General features: G+C 70.7%; 19 protein-coding genes and 1 tRNA gene. 13 read left to right on the plus strand and 7 right to left on the minus strand.

The genetic code is table 11. The features are described from left to right. Positions 1 to 95: 95 nt before the first annotated feature. The 3 genes from glmM to YWW_RS28730 all read left to right on the plus strand — a co-directional run bounded on the left by glmM (position 96) and on the right by YWW_RS28730 (position 3,123). Positions 96 to 1,427, plus strand: coding sequence for a phosphoglucosamine mutase (gene glmM, locus YWW_RS0106610; RefSeq protein WP_026929499.1), 1,332 nt, complete (start codon positions 96 to 98; stop codon positions 1,425 to 1,427). 70 nt (positions 1,428 to 1,497) lie between these two features. Further along, the gene (locus tag YWW_RS33800; protein WP_051325449.1) at positions 1,498 to 2,385 is read left to right on the plus strand and encodes a LemA family protein; all 888 of its coding nucleotides are present in this window, start codon (positions 1,498 to 1,500) and stop codon (positions 2,383 to 2,385) included. A 51-nt stretch (positions 2,386 to 2,436) separates the two neighbouring features. Then, positions 2,437 to 3,123: a hypothetical protein gene (locus tag YWW_RS28730; RefSeq protein WP_051325450.1), complete on the plus strand. Its 687-nt coding sequence runs from the start codon at positions 2,437 to 2,439 to the stop codon at positions 3,121 to 3,123. Positions 3,124 to 3,716: 593 nt separating this feature from the next. On the opposite strand, the gene YWW_RS35770 is transcribed toward YWW_RS28730, so the two are convergent. After that, the gene (locus YWW_RS35770; protein ID WP_155829975.1) at positions 3,717 to 4,646 is read right to left on the minus strand and encodes a DUF3137 domain-containing protein; all 930 of its coding nucleotides are present in this window, start codon (positions 4,644 to 4,646) and stop codon (positions 3,717 to 3,719) included. A gap of 114 nt (positions 4,647 to 4,760) precedes the next feature. Between YWW_RS35770 and YWW_RS0106635 the strand changes: the two genes are divergently transcribed. Continuing rightward, positions 4,761 to 4,832, plus strand: a tRNA-Gln gene (locus YWW_RS0106635). Between the two features lie 170 nt (positions 4,833 to 5,002). On the opposite strand, the gene YWW_RS0106640 is transcribed toward YWW_RS0106635, so the two are convergent. Genes YWW_RS0106640 through YWW_RS0106655 form a run of 4 tightly spaced genes read right to left on the minus strand, consistent with a single transcriptional unit; the run spans position 5,003 to position 9,236 of the window. Beyond that, a complete protein-coding gene (locus tag YWW_RS0106640; RefSeq protein ID WP_026929501.1) occupies positions 5,003 to 6,106 on the minus strand; it encodes an ROK family transcriptional regulator in 1,104 nt (367 codons plus the stop codon). Between the two features lie 3 nt (positions 6,107 to 6,109). Next, positions 6,110 to 7,372, minus strand: a complete 1,263-nt coding sequence (locus tag YWW_RS0106645) for a sugar ABC transporter permease (RefSeq protein ID WP_026929502.1) — start codon at positions 7,370 to 7,372, stop codon at positions 6,110 to 6,112. Next, positions 7,369 to 8,133 (minus strand): ATP-binding cassette domain-containing protein, encoded by a 765-nt coding sequence (locus tag YWW_RS0106650; RefSeq protein WP_026929503.1) that lies wholly within the window; start codon positions 8,131 to 8,133, stop codon positions 7,369 to 7,371. The genes YWW_RS0106645 and YWW_RS0106650 overlap by 4 nt, the downstream gene beginning before the upstream one ends. A 14-nt stretch (positions 8,134 to 8,147) precedes the next feature. Next, positions 8,148 to 9,236, minus strand: coding sequence for a sugar ABC transporter substrate-binding protein (locus YWW_RS0106655; RefSeq protein WP_026929504.1), 1,089 nt, complete (start codon positions 9,234 to 9,236; stop codon positions 8,148 to 8,150). Between the two features lie 167 nt (positions 9,237 to 9,403). Between YWW_RS0106655 and glmU the strand changes: the two genes are divergently transcribed. From glmU to YWW_RS33810, 9 genes are all read left to right on the plus strand, one after another. Next, positions 9,404 to 10,843: a bifunctional UDP-N-acetylglucosamine diphosphorylase/glucosamine-1-phosphate N-acetyltransferase GlmU gene (glmU, locus tag YWW_RS0106660; RefSeq protein ID WP_026929505.1), complete on the plus strand. Its 1,440-nt coding sequence runs from the start codon at positions 9,404 to 9,406 to the stop codon at positions 10,841 to 10,843. 98 nt (positions 10,844 to 10,941) lie between these two features. After that, on the plus strand, positions 10,942 to 11,925 hold the full coding sequence (locus tag YWW_RS0106665) for a ribose-phosphate diphosphokinase (protein ID WP_026929506.1): 984 nt from the start codon (positions 10,942 to 10,944) through the stop codon (positions 11,923 to 11,925). Positions 11,926 to 12,134: 209 nt separating this feature from the next. Then, on the plus strand, positions 12,135 to 12,743 hold the full coding sequence (locus YWW_RS28740; protein WP_035697976.1) for a 50S ribosomal protein L25/general stress protein Ctc: 609 nt from the start codon (positions 12,135 to 12,137) through the stop codon (positions 12,741 to 12,743). 24 nt (positions 12,744 to 12,767) lie between these two features. Then, positions 12,768 to 13,355 carry an aminoacyl-tRNA hydrolase gene (gene pth / locus YWW_RS0106675; protein WP_026929507.1) on the plus strand — a complete coding sequence of 196 codons (588 nt, stop codon included), beginning with the start codon at positions 12,768 to 12,770 and terminating at the stop codon, positions 13,353 to 13,355. Positions 13,356 to 13,532: 177 nt separating this feature from the next. After that, positions 13,533 to 15,029 (plus strand): sugar transferase, encoded by a 1,497-nt coding sequence (locus YWW_RS0106680; protein ID WP_245595364.1) that lies wholly within the window; start codon positions 13,533 to 13,535, stop codon positions 15,027 to 15,029. 89 nt (positions 15,030 to 15,118) lie between these two features. After that, positions 15,119 to 15,940, plus strand: coding sequence for a 3'(2'),5'-bisphosphate nucleotidase CysQ (locus tag YWW_RS0106685; protein ID WP_026929509.1), 822 nt, complete (start codon positions 15,119 to 15,121; stop codon positions 15,938 to 15,940). A gap of 90 nt (positions 15,941 to 16,030) precedes the next feature. After that, positions 16,031 to 16,933, plus strand: coding sequence for a sulfate adenylyltransferase subunit CysD (gene cysD / locus YWW_RS0106690; RefSeq protein WP_026929510.1), 903 nt, complete (start codon positions 16,031 to 16,033; stop codon positions 16,931 to 16,933). Beyond that, positions 16,933 to 18,222 (plus strand): sulfate adenylyltransferase subunit 1, encoded by a 1,290-nt coding sequence (locus tag YWW_RS0106695; protein WP_051325452.1) that lies wholly within the window; start codon positions 16,933 to 16,935, stop codon positions 18,220 to 18,222. The genes cysD and YWW_RS0106695 overlap by 1 nt, the downstream gene beginning before the upstream one ends. A gap of 95 nt (positions 18,223 to 18,317) precedes the next feature. Next, positions 18,318 to 20,822: an Hsp70 family protein gene (locus tag YWW_RS33810; RefSeq protein ID WP_051325453.1), complete on the plus strand. Its 2,505-nt coding sequence runs from the start codon at positions 18,318 to 18,320 to the stop codon at positions 20,820 to 20,822. Between the two features lie 46 nt (positions 20,823 to 20,868). Here the strand turns inward: YWW_RS33810 and YWW_RS0106705 are convergent, their stop codons facing one another. Together YWW_RS0106705 and YWW_RS0106710 are read right to left on the minus strand one after the other, a co-directional pair. Beyond that, positions 20,869 to 21,216 (minus strand): MmcQ/YjbR family DNA-binding protein, encoded by a 348-nt coding sequence (locus YWW_RS0106705; RefSeq protein ID WP_026929512.1) that lies wholly within the window; start codon positions 21,214 to 21,216, stop codon positions 20,869 to 20,871. 71 nt (positions 21,217 to 21,287) lie between these two features. After that, positions 21,288 to 21,791: a hypothetical protein gene (locus tag YWW_RS0106710; RefSeq protein ID WP_026929513.1), complete on the minus strand. Its 504-nt coding sequence runs from the start codon at positions 21,789 to 21,791 to the stop codon at positions 21,288 to 21,290. Between the last annotated feature and the right edge of the window lie 2 nt (positions 21,792 to 21,793).

A 21,793-nucleotide genomic window follows, 5' to 3' on the forward strand; every position in this document is an offset into this window, starting at 1 on the left:
GGGCCGCCGAGGTCATCCTCGGCGGCCCCGAACGCTTCCGTGATCCGACGACCAGGGCCGGGCCGGTGCGCGGCTCACCAAGTAGGGGATACACCGTGTCACGACTGTTCGGCACCGACGGCGTCCGGGGGCGGGCCAACGCCGACCTCACGCCTGAACTGGCCCTCCAACTCAACATCGCGGCCGTCCGGGTGCTCGGCTCCTCGGGCCGCCGTCCCACCGTCGTCATCGGACGCGATCCCCGCGCCTCCGGAGAGATGCTCGAGGCCGCCTCGGCGGCCGGGCTCGCCGCCGCCGGAGCCGAGGTCATCGACCTCGGCGTCCTCCCCACCCCCGCTGTGGCGCACCTCACCGCCACCACCGGCGCCGCCTTCGGCGTCATGATCTCCGCCTCGCACAACCCCATGCCCGACAACGGCATCAAGTTCTTCGCCGCAGGCGGCCGCAAGCTCCCCGACGAGGTCGAGGACGCCATCGAGCGCGCCATGGACGCCCCCGAGCCGCTCCCGCAGGGTGAGGCCGTCGGCCGCATCTCCCAGGCCGCCGCCCCCGTCGAGGCCTACATCGAGCACCTGGTGTCGGTGTGCCCGAACTCCCTCGCAGGGCTCAAGGTCGTCGTCGACCCCGCCAACGGCGCGGCCACCCACGCCGCCCCCGAGGCCCTGCGCCGCGCCGGCGCCGAGGTCATCGCCATCAACGCCGCTCCCGACGGGCTCAACATCAACGACGACTGCGGTTCGACGCACATCGACGGGCTCCGCGCCGCCGTCGTCGAGCACCGCGCCGACGCCGGCATCGCCCTCGACGGCGACGCCGACCGCTGCCTCGCCGTCGACGCCGCGGGCGAGCCGGTCGACGGCGACGCCATCATGGCGATCCTGGCGCTGGCGATGCGCGAGGCCGGCACCCTCCAAGGTGAGACACTTGTCACCACGGTGATGAGCAATCTCGGCCTGCATCAGGCGATGGGCGAGGCCGGCATCAAGCTGGAGACCACCAAGGTCGGCGACCGCTACGTCCTCGAACGCCTCGGCGAGGGCGGTTTCTCGCTCGGCGGCGAGCAATCCGGGCACATCGTCCTGCCCGACCACGCCACCACCGGCGACGGCACCCTGACCTCCCTCATGCTGCTGGCCCGCATGGCCGCGACCGGGCGCAGCCTGGCCGAGCTGGCCTCGGTGTTCACCCCGGCCCCGCAGGTCCTCATCAACGTCCGCGTCGCCGACAAGTCCGTCATCGAGAGCGAGGCCGTGCGCGGCGCCGTCGCCGAATGGCAGCGCAAGCTCGGCTCCGACGGCCGCGTCCTGCTGCGCCCCTCGGGCACCGAGCCGCTCGTGCGCGTCATGGTCGAGGCCTCCGAGGAACCGGTCGCGCAGTCGGTCGCCGCCGAACTCGCATCCGTGGTCGAGAACGCCCTGGTGGCCTGATCCCTCTCACTGGGAACGGCCCCCCGCGCGGTTCCGGACCGGTGGCGTAGATGGACTAAGCTCTCGTTTCATGAACACAGCCATCGTGATCCTCGTGCTGGTGCTGCTGATAGCGCTCATCCTCGTGTTCGTCGCGTTGGGCGGGCGCAACAAGCTGGTGCGACTGCGCAACATCACCCAGGAGTCGTGGGCGCAGATCGACGTGGAGTTGCAACGCCGGTACGACCTGCTGGACAACCTGATGCACGTCGTCCAGCAGGCAGCCGGGGCTGAGAACGCCACACTGGTGCAGGTCTCGCAGGCTCGTGCGGCGGCGATGCACGCCCGCCAGGACCCGAACCAGGGCCACGCAGCCCAGGGCCAGGCCGAAGGCCAGCTCTCCGGCGCGATCCGCGGCGTCATCCACATGCAGGAGTCGTACCCGACGCTCAAGACGAACCAGAACTTCCTCCAGCTTCAGGCCGAGATCGTCGAGACCGAGAACCGCATCGCCGCGCCGAGGCGCTTCTACAACGCGAACGTCCGCGAGTACAACACCGCGCTCCAGGTCTTCCCCGGCAGCATCTCCGCCAAGATGGGCAACTTCCAGCCCGAGGAGTACTTCGAGCTCGACAGCCCCGAGGCGCGCACCGCTCCCCGCCTGCGCGACATGGGCCAGCCCGGCTACATGCAGCAGCCCCAGCAGCCGCAACAGCAGCTGCCGCCGCAGCCGGCCCCCGGCCAGATGCCCGGCTACCAGCAGCCGCAGCAGGTCGGCGGCCACCCGCAGCAGCCGGGGTACGGCCAGCCGCCGGCCCAGCAGCCCGCCTACGGCCAACCGCAGCAGCCCCAGCCCGGGTACGGCCAGCCCCAGCCGGGCTACCCGCAGCAGCCCCAGCAGCCGCAGCAACCCGGTTACGGCCAGCAACCCGGTTACGGCCAGCAGCCCGGATACGGACAGCAGCCGTACGGCCAGTAGCGCGCCCGAGCCCCCCGACCAGTAATCCCGCTCACCTCAAGGAAAGCCCCCGTGCAAGAGATTCTGCTCGCCCAGAGTGACAGCGACGCTGGGTCGATCATCATTTACGTGCTCATCGCCGTCGTCGTGGGCGGGCTCGCCTGGCTCGGCTGGTGGCTGCGGCAGAAGAAGATCGCCGCCTATCGGGCGTGGGCGGCGCAGTACGGATTCCACTACGAGCCGCGCGACGACTCGGTCACGGCGTTCTCGAGCGAGGACCCGTTCAACACCGGTCGCGCCCGGCAGGGCCTCGACGTCTTCCGCGGCAAGTACAAGAACATGCACATCGTGTTCTTCCAGTACAACTACACGACCGGTTCGGGCAAGGAATCGCGGGTGCACCCGAACCAGGTGGTCGCGATCGGCCTGCCGGCGGCCCGCCCGCTGCTCGACATCTCCCAGGAGAACGCCTTCTCCAAGCGCTTCCAGAAGGACATCGACTTCGAGAACCAGCGGTTCAACGACACCTTCAGGGTCAAGTCGCCCAACCGCCGGTTCGCGTTCGACGTGATCCACGCCCGGACCATGGAGTGGATGCTCGCCGACCAGCGGGCGATGTCCTACCCGTGGCGCTTCGAGGGGCCCTGGCTGATGACGTTCCGCCCGGGCGCCCTGAAGCTCGAAGAGGTCTTCTTCTACGCGGACTTCCTCATCGACGTGTACGCGCAGGTGCCCCGGCACGTGTGGTCCAACGCCTGAGGCGCCGCCGAAGGCTTCCTCCGGCCCGGCAAGGAAGCGCCAGTGCACCAGCATCTGCTCGCGGAGACCACCGTCAACGTCGGGGGCCTGTGGCTCGCGCTCGTCCTCGTGCTCGTCTTCGCCGTCCTCGGCGTCATCGGCTGGCGCGCCAAGCGGAGGGAGATCATCGCCTTCCGGTCCTGGGCGGCCCGGTACGGCTACCGTTACGAGCGAAGGGACGACTCCGTGGCGGGGGTGTCGTCGGCGCCGCCGTTCGAGCTCGGCCGCGACAGCTCCTGCAAGTGCATGGACGTCTTCCGCGGCGAGTACAAGAACATGCACATCGTGTTCTTCCGGTACGACTACCAGTCGACCGCCAAAGATCGGCCCGTGATGGCCTCCTACCAGGTGGTGGCGATCGGCCTGCCGGGCCCGCTCCCGGTCCTGGACGTCGGTCGGGAGGACTTCCTGTCGAGGTGGGGCAAGGACGTCGATTTCGAGAACCAGCGGTTCAACGACACCTTCAAGATCCACTCCTCGGACCGGCGCTTCGCGTCCGACGTGATCCACCCCCGCATGATGGAGTGGATGCTGGCCGACCGGCGCGCCCAGACCTACCGGTGGCGCTTCGACGGACCGTGGCTGCTGAGCTTCCGTTCGGGCCGCGTCGACCTCGCGGACGTGTTCGCCCGCGCGGACTTCCTCATCGACGTGTACGCGCAGGTGCCCCGGCACGTGTGGTCTAACGCCTGAGGCGGCCTCGGCCGCATCAGCGGCTGGGTCCAGACGTGGCCGGGGACGCGGTCGAGGAAGCCGCCGAGCATGCCGATCAGCGAGTCCAGCGGCTCCAGTGTGATCGGCTCCTTGTGCCAGGTGATGAGGAAGGCGCCCCGGACCATCAGGGGCCGCTGCGACGCCAGCGGGTCGGCGAGCATCCACTCCATCATCCGGGGCGTCAGGACGTCGTGGGCGAACCGCTCGTTCTCGGCGGTGACCCTGAACCGCTCGTTGAACCTCGGGTTCTCGTACCGCAGGCCGACCGGGGCGAATCCGGCCCGCTGCGTCGCCTGGTCGAAGGCCGTGCCGGGGATGATCAGCAGTTCGAGCCGCGGCGCCGGGAGCCTGACCGCCACGCAGGTGATCAGGACCCGACGCCTGTCGCGGATGAGGCCGACCCTGCCCCGCTCGGACAGTCGGCCGCTGTACTGGAACGCGGCCACCTCGTGGCACCCGACCGTGCCGGTGAACACGTGTTCGGCCCGCGCGTCCTCGCCGATGAACGGCCACGGCGCGGCGATGCCCGCCCAGGCGTCGTTGCGGGGCGCGTAGATCATGCCGCGTTCGGCGGCCCACTGCCGGAAGTAGGGCATCTGGCGCTGCTGGTGCGGTATGAGGCGCTTCTGCTCGCGCCAGCCGATGAGCGACCCGGTCGTCCAGCGCTGGAGGTACCAGACGGCGAGGATCGGGACCGCCACAATGGAGGCGAAGCAGAGGGCGCTGGTCACCCAGAGGGCGGCGGACGAGGCGGGGTCAACGAGCGGCATGCCGCCCAAGCGTAAACGACCGCCGCGACGCACGGCTCTTTCCGCTCGGGGCGCTGGCGCGGACTCGTGCCGCTCATTTACACTTGACCAGCGTTCGGGCCGCGTTCGGCCCGGTGGCCCATGGTGTAATCGGCAACACTACTGATTTTGGTTCAGTCATTCCAGGTTCGAGTCCTGGTGGGCCAGCGTTCACTCGAGTTCGAGCGGCGGGCGACGGATGGGTCCGGCATTCGTTCGAGTTCGAGCGGCGGCGACCTCGACCGCTCCCGCCCATATCGGGGCATCGCCCTTCAAATCGGACGCCCGAGGGCCCCCGATTCAATCCTGGCGCGGGTGTGTGACATTCCGTGACGTGGTCATCGCATGTCGTCGATCAGCGCCTCGAAGCCCGTCTCGGCCGCGCCGACCAGCGGGCCCTCCGCGCCCAGCGCGGGCGTCCGCAGCCGCAGGCGCGCCCGCAGCTGCGGCAGCGTCGTCGCCGCCAGGCTCGAACGCACCGTCGCCGCCGACGCCAGGTACAGCTCGCGCAGCCAGCCGCCGAACAGGATCTCGTCCGGGTTGACGGCCGTGACAACCGCCCCCAGCGCCCGTCCCAGGCACTCGCCCGAGCGCTGCACCGTCTGGCGGGCGAGGCTGTCGCCCATCCACGCGGCGACCGTCGTCGTCTCGATCGACGCGGCGTACTCTCCGGCGCCCATCTCGGCCTCCAGGCACCCGCGCAGCCCGCACTCGCACGCCGCCCCCTCGGGAGCGACCACGAGATGCCCCAGTGCGATCGAGCTGCCGCGCCGCGGCCGCCCGTCGGCGACGATCCCGGCCGTCAGACCCCGGCCGCCATGCAGGTACAGCAGGTTCGCCGAGCCCCCCGCGTCCCCCCGCGACCACTCGCCGACCGCGGCGGCCGTGGCCGTGTCGACCACCCTCCAACGCCGCCCGGTCGCCTGGTGCAGCTCGGCGCCGAAATCGAGCCCGGCCCACCCCAGTTCGCCAGAGCGGGCCACGGTCGGGCCGTCGACCAGTCCCGGCACCGCCACGACCGCGTCCGACACCGCATCGCTCGCCTCGGCGCCGTCCAGCAGCCGGTCGACCGCGGCCGCGGCCTCCGCCGCGTCGACGCCGGGCGCCAGCGGCGCCTCGGCCCGCTCCAGGACCGCCCCGCCGAGCCCGACCACGGCCAGCCGGACCAGGCCCGCCCGGATCTCGACGGCCGCGACCCGCGCCGCCTCCGCCACGCACTCGACGAGCGTCGAGGGCCGCCCGGCGCTGCCGGTGGACCGCCCGGTGGTCTCGCGGATGTGGCCCGACTGCGACAGGTCCGCCGCCAGAGCGCCGATCGTGGACCGGTTGACGCCCAGCGCCTCGGTCAGCTCGGCCCGCGTCTGAGGCCCGTGGCGGTGCAGTCGCTCGAGCAGGGCGCTGCGGTTTCGCCGGCGCAGCTCCTCCGTCGCTGGTCGGGCCACCGCTCAATGCCTGCCGAAGAGCGCACCTCGGCCTCGGGACATCGCGTCGACGCCCGCCGCCAGCAGCAGCACCGCGCCGGTCACGCCGAACCGCACACCGGCGCTCAGGCCCATCAGGCCCATGCCGTTGTTGATGATCGCCACCACCGCGCCTCCCAGCAGGGCCGCCCGTACCGTGCCCTTGCCACCGAACAGGCTAGCACCGCCGATCACAGCGGCCCCGACAGAAAGCAGCAGCACATTGGACCCACCGGTGTTCGGGTCCACCGAGGCGGCTCTGGAGGCGGCGACGATGCCGCCGACGGCGGCCATGCCCGAGCAGATCACGAACGCGGTGATGCGGACCCGGTCGACGGCGACGCCGGCGCGCAGGGCCGCCTCGGCGTTCCCGCCGACGGCGTACAGGTGGCGGCCGAACCTGGTGCGGTGCAGCACGAACGACCACAGCACGAACAGGGCGCCGAGCACCACCACCACGATCGGGACGCCGGTGAGCGAGACGAGCTGCGGATTGGCCGAGCGCTCCAGGTTGAGCAGGAACACCGTGGCCGTCAGCAGCGCCGCGAGCGCGGCGATCCTGGCGCACACCACCGCGAGCGGGTCGTGGGCGAGCCCGCGCCCGCGGCGGCGGCGCCACCGCGAGAGCTGGAGCGCGGCGTAGGCGGCCACGGTCACCGCCAGCAGTGCCCAGCCCTGCCAGCGCTCGAGATTGCCGCCCGCGATCGCCTTGACGGTCTCGTCGTTGATCGAGATGTTCTTGCCCTCGTCGAGGATGATGAGCACCACGCCCTGGAAGGCCAGGAAGGCCGCGAGGGTGACCACGAAGGAGGGGATGCCGAGCTTGACGACGATGGCGCCGAGCAGCAGGCCGATGGCGACGCCGGTGGCGATCGCGGCGCCGATGCCGATCGGCCACGGCAGGCCCCGCTCGGTGAGGAGCACCGCCATGACCGCGGCGCACACCCCGGAGGCGTAGCCCGCCGACAGGTCGATCTCGCCGATGACGAGCACGAACACCAGGCCCATCGCGATGCAGGCGACGGCCGCGCCCTGGCCGAAGAGGTTCTCCAGGTTCCCCACGGACAGGAACACCGGCTCCACGGCGCCGAAGAAGACGCACAGCGCGATGATGCCGGTGACGGCCGGGAGCGCCCCGACCTCGCCGGAGCGCACTTTCGCGAGGTAGCCGCGGGCGTGGTCGGCGACGGCTCGGACGGCGCCGGGCTCCCGCCGGGTCTCGGGCTGCGTCTTGACGTCGGCGCTCACGTCCGGGCTCCGTTCGTTTCGGTCAGGCCGAGGGCGCCGGAGCGCCCGCTGGTGATCAGCTCGACCACCTGGGACTGGGTGGCGTCGGCGGCGTCGAGGACGGCGGCCATGCGGCCGAGGTAGAGGGCGGCGATCCGGTCGGCGACGGCGAACACGTCGTTGAGGTTGTGGCTGATGTAGAGGACGGCCAGGCCCTGGTCGGCGAGGCGCCGGATGAGTTCGAGCACCTGCCTGGTCTGGGCGACGCCGAGCGCGGCGGTGGGCTCGTCGAGGATGACGAGCCTGGAGTTCCACAGCACGGCCTTGGCGATGGCGACGGTCTGGCGCTGTCCGCCGGAGAGGCTGGCGACGGTCTGGCGGAGGTCGCGGATGGTGCGCACCGCCAGGCCGTCGAGCGTCTCGGCGGCGAGCTGCTCCATGGCGTCGTCGTCGAGGACGACGCCATGGAGTCTCTCCCGGCCGAGGAACATGTTCTCGACGACGTCGAGGTTGTCGCACAGGGCGAGGTCCTGGTAGACGACCTCGATGCCGAGGGCGGCGGCGTCGCGCGGGCCGGAGATGTCGCGGGCCCGGCCGTCGACGGCGATGGTGCCGCCGTCGACGCCGTGGATCCCGGCGATGCATTTGACCAGCGTCGACTTGCCGGCGCCGTTGTCACCGACGAGGGCGCACACCTCGCCGGCGTCGATGGCGAGATCGACCTCGGAGAGGACTTCGACGGGGCCGAAGCTCTTGGATACGCGGGAGAGTTCGAGCAGCACTGGGTCCTGGTTCCTTACTCGGTGAGTCCGGCTTCGTCGCAGAGCGCGGCGTAGTCGCCGGCGCACAGGTCGGCGTAGGCGACATAGCCGTCGTCGATGACGGCCTGGATGTTCTCGGCGGTGACGGACAGGGGGTCGAGCAGGACGGCCGGGACCTCGTCCTCGGTGACCGGGTCGGTGACGGAGAAGTCGGTCTCGGGCTTCTCGCCGTTCGCGAGCGCGACGGCGAGCTCGGCGGCGGCGTTCGCCTCCTCTTCGATGGCCTTGTAGACGGTCATGCACTGGTCGCCGGTGAGGATGTTCTGGAGGCCCTGGAGGGTGGCATCCTGGCCGGTGACCGGGACGGTGCCGTTGAGGCCGTTGCGTTCGAGGACGGTGATGACGGCGTGCGCGAGGTCGTCGTTGGCGGCCAGGACGCCGTCGATCTCGGCGCCGGTGTCGGTCAGCATCTGGTCGAAGATGGTGCCGCCCGTGGCGTTGTCCCAGTCGGGCACCCATTCATCGGGGCCCTTGGTGAACTCGCCGGACTCGTAGAGCGGGTCGAGGACGGAGTCGTAGCCGTTCTTGAACAGGGTGGCGTTGTTGTCGGTGGGGGAGCCGTTGAGCTCGGCCACGAGCGGGTTCTCGACGCCTTCGAGGCATTGGACGAGGCCCTCGCCCTGGAGGCGGCCGACGGCCTCGTTGTCGAAGCTGACGTAGTAGTCGGCGCCGCCGCCTTCGGTGAGGCGGTCGTAGTCGATGGTGGCCACGCCCTGGGCCTTGGCGTTCTCGATGACGGTGGCGCCGGTGCCCGAGTCGAGGTTGACGGTGATGAGGACGTTGACGCCGCTGGTGAGCATCTGCTCGGCGATGGTCTGGAAGTCCTCGCGGGAGCCCTGGGCGTTCTGGATGTCGTAGTCGACGCCGGCCGCGTCGAAGGCCGCTTCGAGGTAGCGGCGGTCGGCGGTCTCCCACCGGTCCGAGGAGGCCGAGTCGGGGAGGATCACGCCGATGAGCGGGGTGTCGCCGTCGCCGCCGGATTCGCCGTCGCCGCCGCACGCGGTGGAGGTGAGGGCCAGTACGGCTGCCGCCGCGAGACCGATCGAGGTTCTGAGCTGGGTCATGGGGGTACCTCCGATATTTGTTGCTGACAGCAACATATGACATCGGACACACCTGGCACAAGTGTCGTGTAAGTAGTTAAAACGTTTCAGAGGTAACGATTTGGTAATAGCGCGTACCGTCGGGTCATGACCGTTCATCCACTCGACACCGGCTACCATGGCGCATCATGAGCAGTGAGCGTTCGGCGATCATCCTGGCCGCAGGTCTTGGCACTCGCATGAAATCCACGAAGCCCAAGGTCCTCCACGAGCTCCTCGGGCGGACACTCCTCGGCCACGTGCTCCGCAGCACCAAGGGCATCGGCCCCGACCGCCGCATCGTCGTCGTCGGCGCGGCGGCCGACCAGGTCACCGCCCACCTCGAGCAGCATTCCCCCGACGTCGAGACCGTCTTCCAGGCCGAGCAGCTCGGCACCGGGCACGCCGTCCGCATCGCCCTCGAATCCGTCCCCGAGCTCGAAGGCACCGTCGTCGTCGCCTGCGGCGACGCCCCGCTGCTGCGCCCCGACACCCTCAACCGGCTCGTCGAGACCCACGAGAAGGCCGGGAACGCCGCCACCGTCCTGACCGCCGTCGTCGACGACCCCACCGGCCTGGGGCGCATCGTGCGCGATACGGACGGGGCCGTCCTGCGCAACGTCGAGCACCGCGACGCCGACGCCGACGAACTCGCCATCCGCGAGATCAACTCCGGCACCTACGCCTTCGACGCCGCCGCCCTGCGCGAGCAGCTCGGGAAGATCACCACCGCCAACGACCAGGGCGAGGAGTACCTCACCGACGTCCTCGAGCTCGCCCGCGAGGCCGGCCTCCCGATCGGCGCCGTGGTCGTCAACGACCCGACCGAGGTCCTGGCCTGCAACGACCGCGCCCAGCTCGCCGGGCTGCGCAAGGTCCTGCGCGACCGCATCAACACCGAGCTCATGAAGTCCGGCGTCACCCTCGAAGACCCCGACACCACCTGGATCGACGCCACCGTCAAGGTCGCCCCCGACGTGCTCATCCGCCCCGGATGCCAGCTCAAGGGCGCCACCGCGGTGGACACGGGCGCCGAGATCGGCCCCGACACGACCCTGACCGACACCATCGTCGGCGAGGGCGCCGCCGTCGTGCGCAGCCACGTCGACCAGGCCACCGTCGGCGAGGGCGCCAAGGTCGGCCCCTTCGCCCACCTGCGCCCGGCCTCCAAGCTCGCCGAGGGCGCCAAGGTCGGCGCGTTCGCCGAGACCAAGAACGCCGAGATCGGCGCGGGCGCCAAGATCCCGCACCTGTCCTACGTCGGCGACGCCACCGTCGGCGCGAGTGCCAACATCGGCTGCGGCGTCATCGTCGCCAACTACGACGGCCTCGCCAAACACCACACCGACATCGGCGAGGGCGTCTTCATCGGCTGCGACTCGGTCCTGATCGCCCCGGTGAGCATCGGCGACGGCGCCTACATCGCCGCCGGCTCGGCGATCGGCGAGGACGTCGCCCCCGGCGATCTGGCCGTCGCGCGCGCCCGCCAGTCCGCCAAGGCCGGCTGGGTCGCCGCCAAGCGCCCCGGCACCGTCTCCGACGAGGCCGCCAAGCGAGCGCTGGGCGACGGCCGGGCCTCCGGAGAGTAACGGCACATTTAACACCCCCGTGCGTGTGCGCCCTGCGTTCGGGCAGGGGACACTTGAAGCGACGAGGTTCAGGTGACGACTATGGGGGAACCATCGCCATGGCGAGCATGTCCGCTACCAACTCCAAGATGCTCATGCTGTTCTCCGGACGGGCTTATCCGGAGCTGGCGGAGGAGATCGGCAAGCATCTGGGGGTCGCCCCGACCCCTATGAGCGCCTACTCCTTCGCCAACGGTGAGCTCTATGTCCGCTACGAGGAGTCGGTGCGCGGCTCCGACGCCTTCTTGGTCCAGTCCATGCCCACCCCGATCAACGAGTGGGTCATGGAGACCCTCATCATGATCGACGCGCTCAAGCGCGGCTCCGCCAAGCGCATCACGGTGGTGCTCCCGTTCTACCCGTACGCGCGCCAGGACAAGAAGCACCGCGGCCGCGAGCCCATCTCCGCCAGGCTCGTGGCCGATCTGCTGAAGACCGCCGGCGCCGACCGCATCCTCACCGTCGACCTGCACACCGCGCAGATCCAGGGCTTCTTCGACGGCCCGGTCGACCACCTGTTCGCGATGGGCACCCTGGCCCGCTACATCGAGGAGCAGTACGCCGACCGCCAGATGGCCGTCGTCTCGCCCGACACCGGCCGGGTGCGCCTGGCCGAGCGCTGGTCGGACCGCCTCGGCGGCTGCCCGATCGCGTTCGTCCACAAGACCCGCGACCCGCTCAAGCCGAACCAGGTCGTCGCGAACAAGGTCGTCGGCGACGTCGAGGGCCGCACCTGCCTGGTCATCGACGACATGATCGACACCGCCGGCACCATCTGCTCCACCGCCGAGCTGCTCAAGGAGCAGGGCGTCGAGGACATCGTCGTCGCCACCACGCACGGGATCATGTCCGACCCGGCCGGCGAGCGGCTGGCCGCCGCCCCCGTCTCCGAGGTCATCGTCACCAACACCCTGCCGCTGCCGCCCAAGGTCGCCGAGCTCGACAAGATCACCGTCCTGTCGATCGCGCCGCTGGTCGCCAAGGCCATCTGGGAGGTCTTCAACGACGGCTCGGTCACCACCCTCTTCGGCGGCCTTTCCTGATCGCACCCAGATCACACATCGACGCCCGTGGAAAGCGCGGGTTAACGCCCGTAGTAGGCTTGTGGGGTTGCCATCGGCGAGGGCGTCCTCCGAAGGGGCGCCGTTATCGACGCAAAGGCGTAGGTCTAACGCAGGACTGTTCTGTCCTTCTGATGCCGACGTGAGCGTCGAGCGCCGCGAGAATTTTCTGAGAATCAGGGAGTATTTCCGTGTCCGAAGTTCGTATCAGCGCAGAGCCCCGCACTGACTTCGGGAAGGGCGGTGCGCGCCGTACACGCCGGGCTGGAAAGGTGCCGGCCGTGGTCTACGGCCACGGCGAGAAGCCGCGTCACATCTCGCTTCCCTCGCTTGAGTTCGCCGCCGTCCTCCGCAAGGGCGGCCTCAACCAGCTCATCGAGATCGAGGTGACCGACGGCAGCCGCGAGCTGGTCATCCCCAAGGACCTCCAGCGCGACCCGCTGCGCGACGAGATCGTCCACGCCGACCTGCTGATCGTGCGCCGCGGCGAGAAGATCACCACCGACGTCGTCGTCCACTGGACGGGTGAAGTGGAGAAGGGCGGCCTGGTCGTCCACGAGGTCGACTCGCTGAGCATCGAGGCCGAGGCCACCCGCATTCCGGAGTCGATCGAGGTCTCCCTCGAAGGCCTGGCCGTGGGCTCGCAGCGCACCGCCGCCGAGGTCCAGGTGCCCTCGGGCGTCACGCTCCTGACCGATCCCGACACCGTGCTGGCCTCCGTCACCATCCCGCGCGCCGAGGCCGCGGCCGAGGAGACCGAGGAAGCGGAGACCGAGGGCGAAGCGTCCTCGGCGGAGTGAGCGCCGAAGAGTAATACTTAGGACATGACCGACTCCTCGACCATCGTGGCCGGCCTGGGCAACCCCGGGCCGAAGTACGCCGCGAACCGTCACAACGTCGGTTTCATGGTCGCCGACGTGCTCGCCCGACGCGTCGGCGGTCGATTCGCCGTGAGCCGCAAGGCCCGTGCCGAAGTCTGCGAGGCCCGCTTGGGGGTAGGCGGGCCTCGCGTCATTCTCGTCAAGCCCCTGACGTTCATGAACCTCTCGGGTGAATCCGTCGGCCCGCTCGCGCAGTACTTCGGGATCGCGCCCGAGTCGGTGATCGCCGTCCACGACGAGCTCGACATCCCGTACGGGCAGCTGCGGGTCAAGCGCGGCGGCGGCGAGGGCGGCCACAACGGACTGCGCTCGCTGACCAAGGTCCTGGGGACGAAGGACTATGCGCGGGTGCGCTTCGGCATCGGCCGCCCGCCCGGCCGCCAGGACGCCGCCGACTACGTGCTCAGGGACTTCGCCAAGACCGAGCGCGCCGATCTGGACCTGAACATCGAGCTGGCCGCCGACGCTGTCGAGGCCGTCATCGAGAAGGGCGTCGAGGCCGCCCAGAACATCTTCAACGTGTCGAAGTGACGTCGGACAGGCGGCGCAGCGCCTCTCGAAGCGAAGTCGAACGGCCGGTTCAGCGCGTCATGGAACGCGGTTGGGCAGACGGCTCGGCACCTGTCGAAGCCGAGCGGCCCAGACGGCACGAAATGGCGCTGAGTAACTTGGGCGTCACTCTTTGTTCGTGCGATCGTTAGATCGATTGTGACGGCAGCAGAGGCACATGGAGATCTCAGGCAGGTCGAGCCCGCGGGGCACGTCTACTCCATCGAACGGCAGGCCCGCGGGTACACCACCGGCCCGCCCACGTGGCAGCGCAAATACTTCGCGGGGATCGTGGGCAGCGACGTCGTCGCCGCCGTCTTCGGCGCGGCGGTGGCCTTCGCGGCCCGCTTCGGCAGCCTCAACGACCACAGCCAGATCTACGCGCTCGGCCTGATCGCCATGCCGGCCGTGTGGCTCGCGATGCTCGGCCTCTGCCGGGCCTTCGAGAGCCGGTACCTGTTCGTCGGCACCGAGGAGTACCAGCGGGTCGTGCACGCCGCGGTCGCGCTCACCGCCGCCGTCGCCGTCGTCTCCTACGGGCTCGAGCTGCCGACCTCGCGCGTGTTCGTCCTCATCGCGATTCCCACTGCCGCGTCCGTGTCCATCGTGGCGCGCTTCGGCTGGCGCAAGTGGCTGCACCGCATGCGGCGCCAGGGCCGCTGCATGAAGCGGGTGGTCCTGATCGGCCACGAGTCCTCTGTGGCCGCGCTGATCGTGCAGCTGCGGCGCGAGCACTACCACGGCCTCGACGTGGTCGCGGCCTGCCTGCCCACCGAGCGCGCCGAAGGCGCGCTGCTGGAGTTCAACACCCGCGTGCGGGGCACCTTCGACCGCATCGCCGAGGCCGTCGCCGCCGAGCGCGCCGACACCGTCATCGTCCTGTCCTGTCCCGAGATCGACGGCCGGGCGCTGCGCCGGCTGGCGTGGAGCCTGGAACGGTCCGAGGTGGACCTGATCGTGGCCTCGGCGCTGGTCGACGTCGCCGGCGACCGCACCACGGTCCGCCCGGTCGACGGCCTGCCGATGCTGCACCTCGACCACGCCAACCTGACCGGCGTGCGCCGCTGGGCCAAGGACACCGTCGACAGGATCGGCGCCGCCGCGCTGCTGCTGGCGCTCTCCCCGCTGCTGCTGGGGGCCGCGTTCCTGATCCGCTGCACCTCCCCGGGGCCGGCGCTGTTCAAGCAGGAGCGCATCGGCAAGGACGGGCGGCCGTTCACCATCTGGAAGTTCCGCACCATGTACACCGACGCCGAGCGGCGCCTCGCGCAGCTGTCGCACCTCAACGAGTCAGACGGCGTCCTGTTCAAGATGAGGGACGACCCGCGCGTGACGCCGGTGGGAAGGCACCTGCGCCGCTTCTCGATCGACGAGTTCCCGCAGCTGGTCAACGTGCTGCGCGGGGACATGAGCCTGGTGGGCCCGCGCCCGCCGCTGGCCACCGAGGTCGCCGCCTACGAGTCCGACATGCGCCGCCGCCTGGCGGTCAAGCCGGGGATGACCGGCCTGTGGCAGGTCTCGGGGCGCTCGGACCTGCCGTGGGAGGAGGCGGTGCGGCTCGACCTGCGCTACGTCGAGCACTGGACGCTCTCGCTCGACTTCGTGATCCTGCTGCGCACGGTCACCGCGATCCTCAGACCGCATGGGGCGTACTAGGTTCCGGGAACGCGCGAGTAGTTCCCATTTTCCGGGACGATTGTGACCACCATTTGGACGCGCTTGGGGCGCAGCGTAGACTCCCGTGCATGAACGACGCCTCCGACTCCGCGAGCGACCCCCCGCCCACGGCCGCGCCGGACGCCGCCGCGCCCGAGGACGTCGCCCTCGCGGCCGACCTCGCCGCCGGCGCGGGGGAGCTGCTCCTCAAACTCCGGGCCGAACTCGGCTTCGAGGACCCGCGCGCCCTCAAGGCCGCGGGGGACGAAGAGGCCAACGCCCACCTCCTCGGCCGCCTGGCCGCCGAGCGCGCCGACGACGCCGTGCTCTCCGAGGAGGGCCGGGGCGAATCGGGCCGCGTCGGCACCGCCCGCCTGAGCGCCGAGCGCGTCTGGATCATCGACCCGCTCGACGGCACCCGCGAGTACGCCGAGGCCGGCCGGGACGACTGGGCCGTGCACGTGGGCCTGTGGCAGCGCGGCCTCGGCCTCACCGCCGCCGCCGTCGCCCTCCCCGCGCAAGGTGTGACCTTGCGCACCGACCAGCGCTACCCGGTGCCGGGGCCGCGCCCCGAGCGCCCGCGCATCGCAGTGTCCCGCACCAGGCCTCCCGCCGCGGCCCACGCCGCCGCGGAGGCGCTCGACGCCGAACTCGTCCCGTGGGGCTCCGCTGGAGCGAAGGCCATGGCCGTCGTCGCGGGTAAGGTGGACGCCTATGTGCATGCCGGCGGGCAGTACGAGTGGGACTCGGCCGCTCCGATCGCCGTAGCCCTCGCCTCCGGCTGGCATGCCAGCCGGATCGACGGCGCCCCCCTGCGCTACAACAACCCCGATCCGTACCTGCCAGACCTGGTGGTCTGTCGCCCCGACCTGGCCGAGCTGCTGCTCGCGGCCATCGCCGAGGCGGCTTGACATCGGCCCGGCTCGATCAGGTGCGCCGGGCTATCGACACACGACGAACCGAACCCCTGCCGGGGTCCTGCTGAGAGGAGTGTTGCGCCGGTGAGCGATTACCGCGTCAGCCATCTCGCCGCGCTGGAGGCGGAGGCGATCTTCATCTTCCGTGAGGTCGCGGCCACCTGTCAGCGCCCAGTGCTGCTCTTCTCGGGCGGCAAGGACTCCATCGTCATGCTCCACCTGGCGCAGAAGGCCTTCTGGCCCGCGCCGATCCCCTTCCCGGTCATGCACGTCGACACCGGGCAGAACTTCGACGAGGTCATCGAATTCCGCGACCGGCGCGTCGCCGCCACCGGCGTCCAGCTCGTCGTCGCCTCCGTCCAGGACGCGATCGACCGCGGCCTGGTCACCGAGCCCCCGGACGGCACCCGCAACCGCATCCAGACCCCGGTCCTGCTCGAAGCCGCCGAGAAGTACCAGTTCGACGCGCTCTTCGGCGGCGCCAGGAGGGACGAGGAGAAGGCCCGCGCCAAGGAGCGCGTGTTCTCCTTCCGCGACGACTTCGGCCAGTGGGACCCCAAGAACCAGCGCCCCGAGCTGTGGAACCTCTACAACGGCCGCGTCCACTCCGGCGAGCAGATCCGGGTCTTCCCCCTGTCGAACTGGACCGAGCTGGACATCTGGCGCTACATCGGCGACCAGAGCATCGAGCTGCCGCCGGTGTACTTCGCCGCCGAGCGCGAGGTCGTCGAGCGCGACGGGATGCTGTACGCGGTCAACCGCTTCATCCGCCCGAGGGACGGCGAGACGGTCTTCGCCGAGAAGATCCGCTACCGCACCGTCGGCGACGCGACCCTGACCGCCGGCGTCCGCTCCGACGCGACCACCGTCGAGCAGATCATCGCCGAAGTCGCCGCCACCCGCATCACCGAGCGCGGCGCCACCCGCGGCGACGACAAGACCTCCGAGGCCGCGATGGAAGACCGGAAACGGGAAGGCTACTTCTGATGACGCAAGCTCCGACTCTGGCAGCCGAGGCCCCCGCGGAGGCGACCGAGCTGCTGCGCTTCGCCACCGCGGGCAGCGTCGACGACGGCAAGTCCACGCTCATCGGGCGGCTGCTGTTCGACACCAAGACGCTCTTCGACGACCAGTGGGACGCCGTGGAGGCCGTCAGCGCCGGCCGCGGCGACGAGTACACCGACCTGGCGCTGCTCACCGACGGCCTGCGGTCGGAGCGCGAGCAGGGCATCACGATCGACGTCGCCTACCGCTACTTCGCCACGCCCGAGCGCAAGTTCATCATCGCCGACACGCCCGGCCACATCCAGTACACGCGCAACATGGTCACCGGCGCTTCGACCGCCGACCTCGCGCTGATCCTGGTCGACGCCCGCAAGGGCCTGGTCGAGCAGTCGCGGCGCCACGCGTTCCTGTGCTCGCTGCTGCGCGTGCCGCACATGGTCCTGTGCGTCAACAAGATGGACCTGGTCGACTACGACGAGGACACCTTCAAGCGCATCGAGAAGGAGTTCGGCTCCTTCGCCACCAAGCTCGAGATCCCCGATTTGACGGTCGTCCCGATCTCGGCGCTCAAGGGCGACAACGTCGTGCGGCGCTCCGAGAACATGCCGTGGTACCAGGGCCCGAGCCTGCTGCACCACCTGGAGAAGGTCCACATCGCCTCGGACCGGAACCTCGTCGACGTGCGCTTCCCCGTCCAGCAGGTCATCCGGCCGCACTCGAGCGACAACCACGACTACCGCGGCTACGCCGGGCAGATCGCCTCCGGGGTCATGAAGCCCGGCGACGAGGTCATGGTCCTGCCCAGCGGCTTCACCTCGAAGATCGCCTCGATCGAGACCGCCGACGGACCGCTCGACGAGGCCTTCCCTCCGCTGAGCGTCACCGTGCGCCTGGAGGACGAGCTCGACGTCTCGCGCGGCGACATGCTGTGCCGCCCCGGCAACCAGCCGCGCGTCGCGCAGGACGTCGAGGCGATGGTGTGCTGGATGGACGAGCAGCGGCCGCTGCGGCTGCGCGGCAAGTACGCGATCAAGCACACCACCGCGGACGCCCGCGCGATCGTCAAGGACGTCCAGTACCAGCTCGACGTCAACACGCTGCACCGCGACGAGAGCGCCGAGGAGCTGAGGCTCAACGAGATCGGCCGCGTCACGCTGCGCACCACGAAACCGCTGCTGTGCGACGACTACCGCCGCAACAGGGCCACCGGCGGCTTCATCATCATCGACGAATCCGACAACCGCACGGTGGGCGCGGGCATCATCGTCTGACACACCGCGCGCGGTGGCGTCACGGCCGGATCCCACGGTTCGGCCTCGCCCGCTCCGCCCCACGGCGGATGGATGCCGCTCACTACAGTGGCTGCATGTCCAAGCTCAACCCCCGCACCGGGTCGATCAGTGTCGACTTCGGCACCTCCCACACGGTCGTGTCCATCCGCCGTGCCGACGGCCGGGTCCACCAGCAGCTGTTCGACGGATCACCGCAACTGCCCTCCGCGGTGTTCAACGACGACGAGGGAGGGCCCGTCGTCGGCACCGACGCCATCCACAACGGACGCCGCAAGCCCGAGCGGTACGAGCCGAACCCCAAGCGCCGCATCGACGGCGGCACGATCCTCCTCGGTGACACCGAACTGCCCGTCACCAGCGTCATCGCCGCCGTCCTCAGCCGCGTCGCCCGCGAATGCGAGCAGACCCTCGGCGGCCTCGGCCCGGTGACCGTCACGGTCCCGGCCGCGTGGGGGCCGACCCGCAGGCACGTCATCGCCGACGCCGCCACCGCGGCCGGGCTCGGCAAGGTCGCCCTGGCGCCCGAACCGGTGGCCGCCGCCAGCTACTTCGTCGAGACCCTCGGCAGCGACGTGCCCGTCGGCTCCGGCGTCGTCGTCTACGACCTCGGCGGCGGCACCTTCGACGCCACGGTCCTGCGCCGCTCGGGGACCGGCTTCGACGTGCTGGCCGTCGACGGCGCCGACGACCTCGGCGGCCTCGACTTCGACCAGGCCCTCGCCGAGCACGTGGCCGCGAGCGTCCAGCCCGAGGACGAGCGCTGGCAGCGCCTCACCGCCCCGATCGAGCGGGCCGACCTGCGCCACCGCACCGCCTTCCTCGAAGAGGTGCGCCAGGCCAAGGAGCGGCTCTCGCGCAGCACCTCCACCGACCTGACGATCCCGCTGCTCGACATCGACGCGCACCTCACCCGCGACGAACTGGAGTCCGTGGCGGCACCGCTGATCGAGCGGACCGTCCGCATCACGCAGGGCGTCATCCGCGAATCGGGGCTGCCCAAGGACCAGCTCGCGGGCCTGTTCCTGGTCGGCGCGGCCAGCCGGATGCCACTGGTGGCGACGATGCTCCACCGCGAGCTCGGCCTCGCCCCCGCCGCGATCGAGCAGCCCGAACTGGCCGTCTCCGAAGGCGGCCTGGTGGCCCAGGCGCTGGCCTCGTCCCCGCCGCCGGTGCCGAGCCCGGCACTGCCGCCGCAGGTGACCTCGCAGCCCGCCGGGCCGACGGTCCCGATGGCCGCGCCCGGGATGCCGACCCCGGGCGGGCCCATGCCGCCCGGCTCGCCGATGCCGACGCCGGGGGCGCCGATGCCGCCGCACATGACCGGCCCGATCCAGACCCCGGCGTCCATGCCGGGCGCCCCGCTGCCGCCCGCGCAGAGCGGAGGCGGCGTCGGCGCCTGGCTCAAGAGCAAGACCGGCATGATCACCGTGGGGGCCGCAGGTCTGGCGGTCGTCCTGGTCCTCGCGCTCATCCTGGTCCCCGGCCTCATCGGCGACTCCGAGGACGGCACGGGATCCAACGAGGGCGACACCGCGGCCGAGCAGCCGGACGAGGAGGCCGCCGAGACCGAGGACGCCGACAGCGGCAGCGGCGAGAGCGACTCCTCCCAGGCCGGAACCGGCGAGGAGTCGGGTACGGCCGAGCTCGACAGCGCCGTCGTCGGCGATCCCGTGCTCCTCGAGGAGGGGGCCCACGTCGGCACCGTCAGGGCCGTCGAGACCGCCGTCGTCGGCGGCGAGGCCGTGGGCATCACCGCCGGCGACGACAACATCATCCGCGTCTGGGGGCTGAGCTCGGGGGAGCTCCTCGGCGAGTACCGCGGCCACAAGGAACCGGTCGTCGACCTCGTGGTCACCGCCGACGGCGACCGCCCCGTCGTGCTCTCCACCGACACCTACGAAGAGCACGTCTGGTACCTCGACGACTACACGACGGTGAGCCAGCCTCGCGAGGCCAACACCGGCGACTTCTTCTGGGTCGGCGAGGTCGACGGGACGCCCGCCTACGCCGACGACTACTCCATATACCAGGCCTTCACCGGAGCGGAGATCGACACGACGAGCACTTCCTATGCGTCGTTCTGGACGCTGGCCGAGATCGACGGCACGCTCAGAGGCGTCGGCGTCGAGGAGAACCGGGTCTTCGTCTCCGATCTGGAGACCGGCGAGTACATCGGCGCCACCTTCGACCAGCAGAGCAGCGAGGTGGTCGCCGCGAGGTTCGGCGTCGTCGACGACGTGCCGGTCATGTTCACGGCCGACGCGGCCGGAACCATCCAGGGCTGGGACCTCACCAGCGGCGAGAAGTACGGCCCCGCGCTCAGTGAGCAGTACCAGACCGTCGAGGAGATCGAGCTCGTCGATGTCGGCGACGGTGTCCAGGTGCTCGTGCGCGGCACTCAAGGGCTGAGCCTGTTCGACTTCGAGACAGGCGAGCCGGTCACTGGGATGTTCGCGCAGTACACCGATGCCGACGCGCTCATGGCCGTCGAGGTCGCCGACGTCGACGGCCACCCCGTCGCGGTCACCGGCTCCGGCGAGGGCACCGTGGCCGCCTGGAGCCTCAACACCAATCCCTGATCCCGGTCGCGGGCCCGCGGCCCGCCGTACGGCGGGCCGCGGCCTTTCAGTTCTGGGCGGACTCGTAGGCCTGGCGGACCCTGACCGGCGCCTTCAGCAGCCAGGCGTCCTCCACGAGCTCCTCGAGCCGCTCGGGCTCGACCTTCTCGAGGTCGACCAGGATCATCGCGTACCCGTCGTAGTGCGGCGTCGTGTAATAGGCGCTGTCCCCCGAGGCCAGCAGGGCCTCCTTCTCGCCCGGCTCGCACACGATCGCCAGGCCGCCCTCGGCCTCGTCGCGCAGCCTCGCGAAGAACTTGCCCTTGACCTTCAGCGACGGGGACCGCCAGCTCGTGGTCTCCTCGACCTCCGGGTACCGCTTCGCGATCGCGACGACGTCGTCCCATGTCGGCATCTGGAGCTCCTTTCGTCGGGCTCCATGGTCTCCCGGACCACCGACACATCGGCGAAGACTCCGGGACGGCGTTAAGGGTTGATCCACTCCGCGATGTAGATCAGGCTCGCCGCGGAGACCCCCAGCACCACCAGCGTCACCACGGCCGCGGCCAGGAGCCGCAGCGGCATGTGCGTCCAGTCCGGCCCCATCTGGCGCCTGAGCACCGGCATGTGCCGCGAGTCCGCCTGGCCCGGCCGCTTCGCGGCCGCCGGCGGCACCGGCTCCTCGGCCTGCTTCGGCTTGGGGGCGATCCGGGGGAGCAGCTGCGTGTCGCCCACCGGGCGCCGCGCCTCGGGGTCCTGGACGCGGTCGATCTGCACGGACAGGCCGCCGACGGTGCCGCGCATGCCGTCGCCGACGCGGGCGAAGCCGTCGGTGTCGCCGCCCACGCGCGGCAGGGCCGGATCGGTCACGGCGTCGATCTGCACGGTCCGCATCTCGTCGGTGCCGCGCCTGCCGTCGCCGACCTTCGGCAGCTCGCCCGTCGTCGGGTGCGACGGGTCGCCGTAGCCGGGGCCCCAGCCGTAGCTCATGC

It is taken from the genome of Glycomyces tenuis DSM 44171 (assembly GCF_000427885.1).
GTDB lineage: Bacteria > Actinomycetota > Actinomycetes > Mycobacteriales > Micromonosporaceae > Glycomyces > Glycomyces tenuis.

Coding starts and splice junctions, on each gene's coding strand:
- YWW_RS33800 (WP_051325449.1), top strand. CDS start 1,498: ATGAACACAGCCATCGTGATCCTCGTGCTGGTGCTGCTGATAGCGCTC.
- YWW_RS35770 (WP_155829975.1), bottom strand. CDS start 4,646: ATGCCGCTCGTTGACCCCGCCTCGTCCGCCGCCCTCTGGGTGACCAGC.
- YWW_RS0106655 (WP_026929504.1), bottom strand. CDS start 9,236: ATGACCCAGCTCAGAACCTCGATCGGTCTCGCGGCGGCAGCCGTACTG.
- glmU (WP_026929505.1), top strand. CDS start 9,404: ATGAGCAGTGAGCGTTCGGCGATCATCCTGGCCGCAGGTCTTGGCACT.
- YWW_RS0106665 (WP_026929506.1), top strand. CDS start 10,942: ATGGCGAGCATGTCCGCTACCAACTCCAAGATGCTCATGCTGTTCTCC.
- pth (WP_026929507.1), top strand. CDS start 12,768: ATGACCGACTCCTCGACCATCGTGGCCGGCCTGGGCAACCCCGGGCCG.
- YWW_RS0106685 (WP_026929509.1), top strand. CDS start 15,119: ATGAACGACGCCTCCGACTCCGCGAGCGACCCCCCGCCCACGGCCGCG.
- YWW_RS0106695 (WP_051325452.1), top strand. CDS start 16,933: ATGACGCAAGCTCCGACTCTGGCAGCCGAGGCCCCCGCGGAGGCGACC.
- YWW_RS33810 (WP_051325453.1), top strand. CDS start 18,318: ATGTCCAAGCTCAACCCCCGCACCGGGTCGATCAGTGTCGACTTCGGC.
- YWW_RS0106705 (WP_026929512.1), bottom strand. CDS start 21,216: ATGCCGACATGGGACGACGTCGTCGCGATCGCGAAGCGGTACCCGGAG.
- YWW_RS0106710 (WP_026929513.1), bottom strand. CDS start 21,791: ATGAGCTACGGCTGGGGCCCCGGCTACGGCGACCCGTCGCACCCGACG.